The sequence below is a fragment of the Actinoallomurus bryophytorum genome, from assembly GCF_006716425.1.
Taxonomy (GTDB): domain Bacteria; phylum Actinomycetota; class Actinomycetes; order Streptosporangiales; family Streptosporangiaceae; genus Actinoallomurus; species Actinoallomurus bryophytorum.
In genome coordinates, this window is record NZ_VFOZ01000001.1 from 3,262,527 (window position 1) to 3,274,739 (window position 12,213).

General features: G+C 71.2%; 12 protein-coding genes. 1 reads left to right on the forward strand and 11 read right to left on the reverse strand.

Translation table 11 applies throughout. The features are described 5' to 3' along the window. Positions 1-729: 729 nt before the first annotated feature. The 6 genes from FB559_RS15180 to FB559_RS15205 all read right to left on the reverse strand — a co-directional run bounded on the left by FB559_RS15180 (position 730) and on the right by FB559_RS15205 (position 8,854). On the reverse strand, positions 730-1,590 hold the full coding sequence (locus tag FB559_RS15180) for a hypothetical protein (RefSeq protein ID WP_141956223.1): 861 nt from the start codon (positions 1,588-1,590) through the stop codon (positions 730-732). A 15-nt stretch (positions 1,591-1,605) separates the two neighbouring features. Then, a complete protein-coding gene (locus FB559_RS15185; RefSeq protein ID WP_141956224.1) occupies positions 1,606-2,646 on the reverse strand; it encodes a hypothetical protein in 1,041 nt (346 codons plus the stop codon). A gap of 34 nt (positions 2,647-2,680) precedes the next feature. Further along, positions 2,681-3,490: a choice-of-anchor D domain-containing protein gene (locus FB559_RS15190; RefSeq protein ID WP_185792216.1), complete on the reverse strand. Its 810-nt coding sequence runs from the start codon at positions 3,488-3,490 to the stop codon at positions 2,681-2,683. Positions 3,491-3,561: 71 nt separating this feature from the next. Next, on the reverse strand, positions 3,562-5,964 hold the full coding sequence (locus FB559_RS15195) for a S8 family serine peptidase (protein ID WP_141956226.1): 2,403 nt from the start codon (positions 5,962-5,964) through the stop codon (positions 3,562-3,564). 84 nt (positions 5,965-6,048) lie between these two features. Next, positions 6,049-8,430, reverse strand: a complete 2,382-nt coding sequence (locus FB559_RS15200) for an ATP-binding protein (protein ID WP_141956227.1) — start codon at positions 8,428-8,430, stop codon at positions 6,049-6,051. Continuing rightward, on the reverse strand, positions 8,387-8,854 hold the full coding sequence (locus FB559_RS15205; protein WP_141956228.1) for a hypothetical protein: 468 nt from the start codon (positions 8,852-8,854) through the stop codon (positions 8,387-8,389). Before FB559_RS15205 ends, FB559_RS15200 begins: the two co-directional genes overlap by 44 nt. 388 nt (positions 8,855-9,242) lie before the next feature. On the opposite strand from FB559_RS15205, the gene FB559_RS15210 reads away from it, so the two are divergent. Beyond that, positions 9,243-9,755, forward strand: coding sequence for a hypothetical protein (locus FB559_RS15210; protein WP_141956229.1), 513 nt, complete (start codon positions 9,243-9,245; stop codon positions 9,753-9,755). 406 nt (positions 9,756-10,161) lie between these two features. On the opposite strand, the gene rplI is transcribed toward FB559_RS15210, so the two are convergent. From rplI to FB559_RS43860, 5 genes are all read right to left on the reverse strand, one after another. Next, the gene (rplI, locus tag FB559_RS15215; protein ID WP_141956230.1) at positions 10,162-10,608 is read right to left on the reverse strand and encodes a 50S ribosomal protein L9; all 447 of its coding nucleotides are present in this window, start codon (positions 10,606-10,608) and stop codon (positions 10,162-10,164) included. Positions 10,609-10,625: 17 nt separating this feature from the next. Further along, positions 10,626-10,862: a 30S ribosomal protein S18 gene (gene rpsR, locus FB559_RS15220; protein WP_141956231.1), complete on the reverse strand. Its 237-nt coding sequence runs from the start codon at positions 10,860-10,862 to the stop codon at positions 10,626-10,628. A 72-nt stretch (positions 10,863-10,934) separates the two neighbouring features. Then, complete coding sequence (locus FB559_RS15225; RefSeq protein WP_141956232.1) at positions 10,935-11,507, reverse strand: single-stranded DNA-binding protein; 573 nt, start codon at positions 11,505-11,507, stop codon at positions 10,935-10,937. A gap of 50 nt (positions 11,508-11,557) precedes the next feature. Continuing rightward, entirely contained in the window at positions 11,558-11,848 is a 291-nt protein-coding gene (rpsF, locus tag FB559_RS15230; protein ID WP_141956233.1) for a 30S ribosomal protein S6, read from the reverse strand. 139 nt (positions 11,849-11,987) lie between these two features. Next, positions 11,988-12,125 carry a hypothetical protein gene (locus tag FB559_RS43860; RefSeq protein ID WP_185792217.1) on the reverse strand — a complete coding sequence of 46 codons (138 nt, stop codon included), beginning with the start codon at positions 12,123-12,125 and terminating at the stop codon, positions 11,988-11,990. Positions 12,126-12,213: the final 88 nt, after the last annotated feature.

Sequence of the window (12,213 nt, forward strand, 5' to 3'; positions counted from 1 at the left end):
ACGACTACAGAAAGCGAGAACGTCAGCTTCGGGCGTTTCACGTGGAACGACGAATAAAACGACCAGCCCCCGCGGGGTCGCCTTGTAGAAGGAGGTGGGGTTGGAGCTCACGCGGTCGGGACGCGCGTGGCGCGCCGGCCTGGCGCCTTCGAGCCGACGGATCGGCTCTCGAGACCTGACACTTGTGACCACTCGTCCGCGACACGACGCATCACAGGCCAGGGTGTGGAGGCTGGTCCGGGGCTCGGGCGCAGGGCTCGGGCGCAGGGCTCGGGCGCAGGGCTCGGGCGCAGGGCTCGGGCGCAGGGCTCGGGCGCAGGGCTCGGGCGCAGGGCTCGGGCGCAGGGCTCGGGCGCAGGGCTCGGGCGCAGGGCTCGGGCGCAGGGCTCGGGCGCAGGGCTCGGGCGCAGGGCTCGGGCGCAGGGCTCGGGCGCAGGGCTCGGGCGCAGGGCTCGGGCGCAGGGCTCGGGCGCAGGGCTCGGGCGCAGGGCGCCCTGCGCCCGGAAACCGGAAACCGCGTGCCGCGTGCCGCGTGCCGAGAGGTAGGAACCCGGTGTCTAGAGCCGGGAACCGCGTGCCGCATGCGGGGAGTTGGGAGCCGCGGCGGCCGAATGGCTGGGCCGGGGACGCCCTCCAAGTCGTCCCCGGACCAGCCCAAGGCCCCAGAACGACGCGATCTCGTCCGCGTCGCCGCAGGCCCCCGTCACCTCATGGGTGACCTCGCCCCCGCTACACCGGGTGCGTCTCCACCCAGGCGAATCTCAGCGTCGTGTCCAGCCAGCCGCCGGCGACGCCGTCGCCGAGAGAGACGATGACCGAGGAGTTCTCCGCCGCGCACTCCATCCAGGACCCGATCCGTACGACGGTCGGCTGGCTCGGGTCGACGTTGAAGCTGAGCCACATGTCCGTCACCTTGTCCTCGCCCTCCGCGTTGTGCGGAGCCGAGTCCGCCGACTCGAAGAAGAGTTGCCGGGTGTTCTCCACATGGAAGGTGCCGCCGCCGCCCAGACCACCGCCGCCCCAGCCCTGGAAGCCGGTCGCCGTGATCTTCACCCCGCCCCTGATGTGCGCGGAGCCGAGTCCGATCTTCCCCAGCACGTACGCCCAGGAGTACTGCAGCCACGGCCGGACCTCGACTCTCACCGGGTGGTCGGTGGTCATGACGAGGCTCCAGCCCATGCCGCCGCCGTGGGTCCCGTACGACGCTCCGGGTGTCGCGCCGGCGCCGCAGCGCAGGTAGAGACGTCCGGTGTCGGCCCACTGCTCGTGTTGCAGCATCTCCCCCTCGACCCACAGGTCACCGTACGGCGGTGGCTGGAGCACCACGCCCTCGGCATAGGTCAGCGAGGCGAGTCCCGCGTCATCCAGGCCGAACGGCACCGGCTGGAGAGCGGCCAGACCACGTACGTCCGCGAGGCTCGCTCCCGGTACGGCGCCCGCGACCCGCCCGAGCACCGCCTCCACCTCGTCGCGTGACTCCGAACGCCGTTTCGTGGTGGCGAGGTACCTCTCGTCGGTCATCTCCGTGACGCGGTCGACGAGCCGCCGGGCCCGTTCGTCGTTCACGAGCTCGATCTTCGCGTGCTTCATGGCAGAACCTCCTGGTCAGTGCAGGGAAATGAGGGCTCGATGGACGCCGGACGCCGTCGCGACCTGTTCGACGACCACGCGGTGGCCGCCGAAGGGGTGACCCGCGAGGTCCGTGCCGTTCAGGACGAGCGCCGAGGCGCCGGCCTGGGGCTCGACGGTCGCCTCGAACCACGGCGGGTCCACCTCGTGGTGACCGGCGCCAGGCGACCTGGCGCCGATGGTCTGGATGACGACCGCGGGCGGGACGCCGGCATCGTCGCCGGTGTTGTTGCGGTACTCCACCGCGAGGACGCCGCCCTCGGGGATGGGCATCACGGCCAGCACCGGCTCGGCCCCGGACGACTCGCTCAGCGCGGTCAGCCAGACGGCCTCGCCCGTACGGACGTGCGCGACATGGGGGTCGAAGAAGCCGGCGGCGCCCTGCCCGGAGTCCAGGGCGCCGCTGCCGCCGAACTCCGGGCGCACGAACAGCCGGTACAGCGACGCCGCGGCGACCCTGCGGCCGCTGCGCCAGAAGTCGGTCGCGATCGTCGTCAGCCGTGCGAACTCCGGTGGCCGCGCGATGTCATGCGCCCACAGGCCGGTGTAACCCATGACGCAGTACGGGTCCTCGTACACGCCGTTCCTGCCCCACACGTGCTCGAACCCGAGCAGATGGCCGATCTCGTGCTGGAACATCTCCAGGCTGCCGCCCTGGTCGAGGACCACGTCTCCAGGAGCGCCGATCGCGCCGGCGTTGCAGGGAGGAGGGTTCACGAAGCAGACGACGCGGTCATAGCCCGCGAGTGAGTAGTCGTTCTCCTCCGCGGCCGCCCGGCAGGCCGCGATCATCCCGCCGCGGTCGTCGCGGAGCGAGGACTGTTCGCGTTCGAGAAGCCACCACAGGTTCGCGAGATCGAACCTCAGGTCGAGGAGGCCGAACGTGACCCTGGACCAGTAGTCCCGGATGCTCCATCCATTGGGGGCGCGGAAGACCGCGTCGAAGAAGGCGGTCGGCCAGATCAGACTGCCCGTGGCGTCGGGGCTGACCGTCTGCCACATGAACCGGGGAATCATCACTCGGATCGGACTGGGGAACATCATTCCTCCATCAGGGCTGGTTGCCGGAGTCGCTGTCCGGCGCGGCGGGTGCGGGCGTGATGGGCGCGGGTGAGCCGCCTCCGGTGCCCTGGAGCGTGATGCGGTTGGCAGGTCCGGGCAGGTTCTGGTGCAGGACCAGGACGGCCTGTCTCGGGCCCGCGGACGCCGGGTGGAACTCCACCGAGACCGAGCACGAGCCGTTCGGCGGGAGTGGCGCCGGACAGTCCGCCGTCGCGCGGAACTCCCCGTCCGACCCACCCTCGATCTCCACACTCGTGACCTGCAGGTCCGTCGTCCCGACACTGCGTACGTCGAGGGACGGGCAGGTTCCGGTGCCGCCGACCGCGGTGTCGGAGCACGTGATCACGGCCGGGGAGGTCGCGATCGCCGGGCCCGTCTGCGGCACCGGTGTCGTCGGCGGAGGCGACGGCGGGGTGGACGGCGGGGTGGACGGCGGGGTCGACGTGCCACTCTCCTCGGTGGGCACGAAGGTGCCGGAGCGGTCGGCGATCAGGGACTTGCCGCCCCGGATGAGCTCGGGCACGGTGAAGCCGGTCACGGTCAGCGCGACGGCCAGGAGTGTGACCAGCGCGATGCCGAACGACCGCGTCCTGCCCCTGCCGCTGGTGGTGAACAGCGCGGTGATCAGCGGACCCATGGCCGCGCTGAGCAGCGCGCCCGTACGGCCGGTCCCGAACGCCGAGGCCATCACGGTGCCGACGACGGACGCGAGGACGGCGAGCGGCAGCGTACGGAGCCGCAGGGCGTCGGAGTCCTTGATCTGCCGTCCGAGGCGTACCCGTACGGTCTCCTCTGACATCGGAGTCCTCCCGGGCGGGCTCGGGATGAACGTGCGCTCTTCGGGACGGACCCAGCCGCCTGGTCGCGTGTTCATCGGATTCGGGTGAGGGACGTGCCGCCCGCGACGACGATGGCGAAGTCCTGCCGCTCACCGACCGCGGAGGTCACGCGTGTCGAGGTCGTGATGACCGACGTGCCGAAGACGCGAATGACGTGGGCGCCGGCCGCCGGAGCCGGGATGACGACCCGCTGGACGTTGTTGACCGGGTTGGGGAAGGGGCTGACGTCGCCGTCGAGGTAGGTCCCGTCGGGTGTCTGGACGCTCAGGTAGAGCTGGTTGACCAGCCCGCCGAGCGCGGACGGCGCGTCGGTCCACACCAGTGTCACGACGAGCGGCGCGTCCGGGTCCACCTCCTCGATCCGGTAGATCCGCCGCTCTCCGCTCATGACGGCGTCGGCGGGATCGTCGGCGAACACCGTCCGCTTGGAGGACAGTGCCGCGACGGTGCTCGCGACGTCGACACGTCCGAACCCGCTGACGTCGTTGCTGCCCGTGGGCACCTCTCCGGCGAACTGCCCGGTCATGGGGGCCGCGCCGGTCACCAGGAACGCCTTGACCAGGGCGCTGGACGGCTCGTGACCGTGGTCACGGACCAGCTGCTGGCGGACCAGCGCCGCCGCGCCCGCGACGAGGGGCGTCGCCATGCTGGTCCCGCCGCTCCAGCAGTAGAAGCGCCGCAGCGGGTGTTCCGCCGGCAGGCGTCCCCACAGCGGGTTGAAGTCGGCCGGCAGGGCCGAGGACAGCGTCGACAGGATGTTCGTGCCCGGCGCGACCACGTCGGGCTTGATCCGGTCGCCGTCGACCGGACCGCGTGAGGAGAACGCGGCCATCCCGTCGGCATTGTCAGAGATGTGGCCGGCCGCCCCGAGGTGAGGCCACCGCAGGGTGCCGTCTTTGGCCTTGAGCTGATCCCATCGGCCGTCACGGCCGGGCGGAGGTGTCGAGCCAGAGGGCCGGGTGTTCTCGCCGGCGCCAACGGTCAGGCAGTTCTTCGCGCTGCCGGGAGAGGACACCGAGTCCTCGTCGATGACGCCATCGATGTCCGTGTCCACGCCGTCGTTGCCGGCCGAGAAGAGGATCAGCATGTCCGGGTGGTGCCAGGCGAAGTCGTCCACGGCACGGGCCTCGTTGGTGTAGCTGCCGGCGACCGAGGACCCCCAGGAGTTCGTGTGGACACGCGCTCCGGCCCGGTACGCCTGCTGGAACAGAACGGCCAGGTCGAGCGGGAGGCCCCAGAGTCCCTCCTCGGCGGGCGGCCACGGGTCGTCGGGCACCTCTTTGCCCTCGGCGACGAGCTGCTCGGCGGACTTCCAGTGCAGCCGCTGGCTCACGGCCTGGAAGAAGACCTGCGCCTCGGGCGCGACGCCCGCCGGCACCACGGTCGCCCCGGCGTCGCGTGCGGCGGACCCGTCGCCCAGCACCGAGCCCGTCACGTGGGTGCCGTGACCGGAGTCCACGTCGGACGGGCCGTCGTCGTGTTCCGGTGGGTCGGTGACCAGGTCGGCGAGGTCCGGCCGGGTCGGCCAGCTGATGATGCCGGCCACCCTGCCGCGTATGTCGGCATGAAGGGTCTCCGGGTCTCCCGTGTCGAGCCCGGAGTCGGCGATGGCGACGATCTGTCCCGCACCGGTGAGACTGTGGCCGGCGAACGAGTTGTCCGGCGGAACCCCCAGCACCCGGCGGGCCTGGTCGTTGTGCGGCCGCGGGAACGCGTACGGCAGGATCGCCACGACGCCCTGCAGTCCGGCGAGCCGCGCCACGGCGCCGGACGGCACGCTCGCGACGAGCGCGCGGCCCGTGGTGGACAGCACGGTGCCGCCGGATCCGCGCACCTGGGCGACCGCGTCCTGGAGGCTTTCGCCGGCGAAGACCGACACCTCCACGAGCTGACGCTCGCTCCCGTCCCTCTCGGGCAGGTTCGCGAGATCGGCGATGCCGAGATTCGACCGGGCGGTGGAGTGGACCTTGGGCGAGACCTTCATGGCCGGCCGGTACGGTGTCACGTCCTCGACCCAGGACAGCGCCTCGAGCTCGCCCAGGTGCTCGGGCCGTATCCCGACGAGCAAGGTGAAGCCCGGCAGGCTGTCGTGGACCTGCGCGCCGAGCGCTCCCAGCTCGCGCAGCCACTCGGCCGCGGGCGGCCCCGCGAGCCTCGCCAGGTAGTACGCGGGCCGGTCCGGCGCCGGCTCGACGGCGGCGACCTCCTGCGCGCGGACGGCGTCCGCGAAGGAGAACGCGTTGCCGGTCGTGACGACCGGCCGATCGGCCAGCGGGATGGTCTCCATCCCCAGCCGCTCCAGGCTCCCGGCCTGTTCGTGAGTCCCCCGGACGAGAATCGCGTCCGGGTACCGCGCGAGGACCTCGATCCCCGTCTCGCGGACCGCGGCGTCCTCGTCGTCGGACTGGACGGTCAAAAGCAGTGTGGTCGACATCCCGGCTCCCCGTTCTGAGTTCCCCTTACCGGGAGTTTCCGGGGGCCTGGACCCTGGTTGACGAAAGCTGACGAAAGCGGCCAGTCAGTCCTGATCGAGCGCCGCGAGGAGTTCGTGCGTCTCGGCCGCCTCGGGCACACCGAGCGTGTCGTAGAACGCCGCGGCGACCCGCCACGCCCGCCGGGCCCCCTCGAGGTCGCCGGCGGCGCGGCTCAGCCGGCCCAGCCCGGACAGCGCGCGGGCACGTTCGTACCGGTCACCGGTCTGTTCGGCCAGTGCCAGCGCGGACCGGTACGCCGCGGCGGCGTCGTCGTCCTTGCCGATGGCGCGAAGGGCCTCGCCGAGGTCGACGAGCGCGCTGGTCTCGACGTCGGCCTCGCCGATCTCGTGGGCGAGCGCGATCGAGCGCCGCAGGTGGTCCAGCGCCTCGTCGTGCCGGCCGGTCAGGTGATGGAGGGTGCCGAGGCAGTGCAGCGCGTCGGCCAGCCCGACCCGGTTGCCGATCTCGCGGTACAGCGGCAGCGCGTTCTCCTGGTGGACGAGCCCTTCGGCGAATCGTCCGAGCCGGGCGGTGACCGCGCCGAGGTTGGTCAGCGCGACGGCCTCACCGAGCCGGTTGCCGATCTCGCGATTGATCGTGAGTGCGCGTTCGTAGTGGTCGAGGGCCTCGTCGTACCCGCCGACCCGCTCGATGGTGGCGCCGAGGTTGATGAGCACCCGGCTTTCGCCGATCTGGTCGCCGCACTCACGGTAGATCGCCAGTGCGCGGCGCTGATGGTCCATCGCCTCGCCGTAGTCGCCCACCTGCCGGTACACCGTGCCCAGTCCGTACAGGGCCGCGCCCTCGCCGGGCAGGTCACCGAGCTGGCGCCTGATCCCCAGCGCGGCCTCCAGGTGCTCGCGTGCCTCGTCGTAGCGGCCGAGCCGCCAGGCCACGGTGCCCAGGCCGTGCCGGGCGCGGCCCTCTGCGGCCAGGTCACCGAGCTCACGGTGGATCGCGAGCGCCCGCCGGTGGTGGTCGATGGCCTCCGGGTAGGACCCGGTCCTCATGTACGCGATCCCGAGCCGGTCGAGCGCGTCGCCCTCACCGGCCCGATCGTGGCGCGCCCGCATGGCACGCAGGGCCAGGCGGTGGAGGCTGAGCCCGTCGCGGTACCGCGCGCGCGTGTCGAGGTGGTGGGCGAGGCAGTCGGACAGCTCGATGGTGTGCCGGGGTGAGACGTCGACGGCCGCCGCCGCCACCGCGATCAGGTTGGCACCCTCGGCGGTCAGCCAGGGATCGTGCGGCCGGGCCAGCTCCACGGCGCGTACGGCGGTGTGCAGGTAGTGGTCGAACAGCCGGGTCAGTGCGGCGTGCCGGTCGTCCCGCCGCGCGGCCTGCTCCGCCGCGTACGCGCGCAGCAGGTCGTGCATGCCGAATCGGCCTCTGCCGGTCTCCTCCACGAGATGGGCGCGGCACAAGAGGTCGAGGAGCCGCCGCGTCGCCGTCCGGTCCGAGCCGAGCAGGGCAGCGGTCGCATCGAGGTCGATGTCGCGGCCCGGGTGCAGCCCGAGCAGCTGGAACGCCGACAGTGCGTCGTCGGACAGGTGCCGGCACGACCAGGAGAACACCGTACGCACCGTCGTGTAGTCGTCCTCCTCGGTGGCCAGCAGGTCGAGCCGGCGCGACTCGTCGCCGAGCTCGTCCACCAGCTGGGACAGAGGCACCGATGGTCGTGCGGCGGCCAGCTCGGCCGCGATCCGGATCGCCAGCGGCAGCCGGGCACAGCGCTCGACCAGCGCCGCCGCCTGCTCGGGCTCGTCGTCCAGCCGCGAACCGACGAGGCGGCGGAGCAGGGTGATGGCGTCCTCGCTGGTCAAGACGTCGAGGTTGATGCGCACGGCGCCGTGGCGTACGACCAGGCCGGGCAGGGTGCCACGGCTCGTCACCAGCACAAGGCAGGACGGGCTGCCCGGCAACAGGTCACGGACCTGGTCGACCGAGTGGGCGTTGTCGAGCAGCACCAGCATCTTCCGGTCCGCGAGCAGGGTGCGGTACCGCGCGGCACGCTCGTCCAGCCGGTGCGGGATGGCCGCCGCCTCGACGCCGAGCGTACGCAGGAACACCTCCAGCGCCTCGGCCGCCTGCATCGGCCGATCAGGGTCGTATCCCCGCAGGTTGAGATAGAGCTGCCCGTCGGGGAACGCCTTGGCGACCCGATGTCCCCAGTGCACGGCCAGCGCGGTCTTGCCGACGCCCGCGGTACCGGAGACCGCGGAGATCACGACGGCGGTGGCGTTGACGGTGGACTCGGCGAGTAAGCGGTCCAGGTCGGCGAGCTGGGTACGGCGGCCGGTGAACGCCGCCACGTCACCGGGAAGCTGACGCGGCGGGGGCGTGAGGCTGACGGGCAGCCGAGCCCCGTACGACGCGGCCGCCACCTCACCCGCCGCCGGCTCGTCCCGCTGAACGAGGGGTGCGGTCACGAGTGGTGCCGTCCCGGGCCAAGCTGGCTCGGGTGGTGCCGTCGCGGGCGGTGCTGTCGCGGGCGGTGTCGTCGCGGGCGGTGTCGTCGCGGGCGGTGTCGTCGCGGGCGGTGTCGTCGCGGGCGGTGTCGTCGCGGGCGGTGTCGTCGCGGGCGGTGTCGTCGCGGGCGGTGTCGTCGCGGGCGGTGTCGTCGCGGGCGGTGTCGTCGCGGGCGGTGTCGTCGCGGGCGGTGTCGTCGCGGGCGGTGTCGTCGCGGGCGGTGTCGTCCCGGATGGTTCCGTTCCGAGTGGGGCCGTCGCGGGCAGGGCCGTCCCGGGCGGTGCTGTTCCAGGTGGTGCCGTCGCGGGTGGTGCTGTTCCGGATGGTGCCGTCTCGGCTAGTGGCCGGCGGACCGTCAGCGTGGCGCTGCTGGCCGCGAGCCACAGCTCGTGGAACCGGCTGGTGTCGCCGCCCAGCGCCTCGACGATCAGCTCGACGAGGCCCCACCGCGGCACGGATGCCCCGGAGAACGCGACCGATACCGTCGTGTGGCTACAGCCGACCTCCCGCGCCATGTCCCGCAGACTCGGCCAGCCCGCCCGATGGTGCAGGTCGTGCAGGCCGTCGAAGAACTCCCGGATCGGCCCCTCGGGCACCTTTGGTCTCGGCAGCGCTCCCACCGTGGCCTCCCACCAGAATCCCCCGGGTCAAGGTTCCTCGCCGCGTTCGTCGCTGTAAAGGCGGTTTCGCGGCGGCCAGTTCTGTCAGCTTCCGTCAACCCCCCGTAGCCACCTCGAATAGTTGAGTCATCACCACCGAAAGGAATGACGCCATGACCACATTCGAGGATGCGACAGAGCTGGGCTTCGCCGTCAAGGGCTTCCTCGCCCGGCCACCGATCGACGCGCTGCTGGACCCCTCCCTCCCGGAGGACGTGCTGAAGCAGCGGCTCGAGATGTCGCTGCACCACCTGGAGAAGCTCGACGCCGTCACCGAGCCCGAGGCCACGGCGATCCGTGACTACATCAGGCACGGCAAGCTCCCGGCCCCGCCGTCCGGCCCGGCCCTGCTGACGGTGGGCTCGACGCTGATCACCGTCGTACTGTTCCTGCACGCCGTCGGCCCGGGAAGCCTGTTCGGGGGCATGCTTCAGGGCCTGGACCACGTCGTCGACGCGACGTTGGACGGGAGACTGCACGGCGGCAACGACGCGGCGGTGACCTGCGCCGCGATCGCCACGACGCAGGTACTCCAGGGACTCAAGAGCGTGGTGGTGGAGGTCGACACCTTCGCCGTGACCGGCCTGAAGAGCGGCCTCAAGAGCGCACTCGGCCTCAAGAGCTGACGTCCGCTCCGGCCCTGACCCGGACCGGCGCCCGCGAACAGCCGAACCGACCCGGCGGGGTGCAACCAGGCGACCGCGCCGGGTCGTCCACGCCCTGCCCTGCCCTGCCCTGCCCTGCCCTGCCCTGCCCTGCCCTGCCCTGCCCTGCCCTGCCCTGCACACGTCCACGTCCACGTCCACGTCCCTGCCCGCGTCCACACCCTGTGGCCGTGCCTACGCCTACGCCTGGCCGCCGCCCGCGATCTGCGCCTGCGCCTGCGCCTCCGAAGCGTCCGCAACCGCAGGGAACCCCGCTCCCTGGACACACCGCTGGAAGCCATCGCCACCCCGGACCCCCGTCTGGGGTTCGACAGCATGAAGGGCCGGTCCCCGAGGGGGCCGGCCCTTCATGGATCGTGCTCGTGATTCAGCCCTTGACGACCTCAAGGTCGATCTTGGCGCTGACCTCCGGGTGGAGGCGGACGGCGACGCTGTGGGCGCCGACCGTCTTGATCGGGTTGCGGACCTCGATGCGCCGCTTGTCGAGCTGCGGGCCACCGGCCGCCTTGACGGCACCGGCGATGTCGGCCGGCGTGACGGCGCCGAACAGGCGGCCGCTCTCGCCGGCGCGGCTGGGCAGCCGGACCTTCAGACGCTCGATGTCGCCGCGGATGGACTCCGCCTGCTCGATGCTGGCGATCTCGCGGGCGCTGCGGGCCTTGCGGATCGAGTCGATCTGCTTTTCGGCACCGCGGCTCCACAGCATGGCGAAGCCGCGCGGGATCAGGTAGTTACGGCCGTAACCGTCCTTGACCTCCACGACCTCGCCGGGGGCGCCGAGACCGGAGACCTGCTGAGTAAGGATGAGCTTCATGATCGGTGTCCCCCTTCTCAGCGGGCCGTGCTGGTGTAAGGCAGCAGCGCCATCTCGCGGGCGTTCTTGATCGCCGTGGCGACGTCACGCTGGTGCTGGGTGCAGTTGCCCGTCACCCGGCGAGCGCGGATCTTGCCGCGGTCGGAGATGAACTTGCGCAGCAGCGCCGTGTCCTTGTAGTCGACGTAGGAGAGTTTCTCCTGGCAGAACAGGCAAACCTTCTTCTTCGGCTTGCGCGGTGGTGGTTTCGCCATCGTGGTGCTCCTCCTAGGAGAGCCCCGCTCGCGCGGGAATGGTCGGTTGGATGATGAAGGGTGCGGTGAAGGTTAGAACGGCGGGTCGTCGGAGAATCCTCCGCCCCCGCCACCGCCTCCGGTGGCCCACGGGTCGTCGGCAGGCTGGCTGGCGCCGCCTCCGCCGCCCTGGCCGCCCTGGCCGCCGCCGAAGCCACCGCCGCCCTGGTTGCCGCCGCCGAAGCCGCCGCCACCACCTTGGCCGCCGCCGCCGAAACCGCCGCCGCCCCCGCCCTGCCGCTGGGTCTTGTTGACCTTCGCGGTGGCGTTCTTCAGGGACGGACCGACCTCGTCGGCCTCGATCTCGTAGACGGTGCGCTTCTCACCCTCGCGGGTCTCGTACGACCGCTGCTTGAGCCGGCCCTGGACGATGACCCGCATGCCGCGCTGGAGGCTCTCGGCGCAGTTTTCGGCCGCCTGCCGCCAGACGTTGCAGGTGAGAAAGAGGCTCTCGCCGTCCTTCCACTCGTTCGTCTGCCGGTCGAGGAATCGCGGAGTGGAGGCGATGCGGAACTTCGCGACCGCCTGGCCGTTGGGGGTGAAGCGGAGTTCCGGGTCGTCGACCAGGTTGCCGACGAGCGTGATCTGGGTGTCGCCTGCTGCCATGCGGCTCTCCAGCTAGCTACAGATTCGATTACGTGGGCCGGACGGAAGGCTCAGTGGGCCTCGGGCCGGATGACCTTCGTGCGCAGAATGGTGTCCTGAAGGTTCAGCTGCCGGTCGAGTTCCTTGACCGTGGCAGGGGTCGCCGTCAGGTCGATCACCGCGTAGACACCTTCGGACTTCTTCTCGATGTCATACGACAGGCGCCGGCGGCCCCAGACGTCGACCTTCTCGACGCTGCCACCGTCGGTCTTCACGACGTTGAGGAACTGGTCGAGCGACGGCGCGACAGTGCGGTCTTCGGTGCTGGGGTCGAGGATGACCATGAGTTCGTAACGACGCATGCGGATCCCAACCTCCTTTGGACTGGTGCGGTCACGGTCTTTCCGTGACAGGAGGGCCTTGCGTCTCGCAGCGGATCGGCTCCGCGCGATCGACACAGGCTATCAACAACCAGCAGCTCACTCGTCCGATCTCGCCGACTCAGCTCGCTCGCCGTCGGTCGAGCTCGGACATGATGTCGGCCATCCGCGACCGCATCCGCGCGGTCTGGGTGGTCAGCATGGACAGCTCCTCGATCAACTCGACGTCGTCGACGGCCATCAGCTCACGAGTCATCATCAGCAACCTCCGTTCGAAACCGCGTTCGACATTATCGCGTGGGTCCGACAGAAGGGATGAGGGCAGGCCGGACGTGGCACCTGCTTGA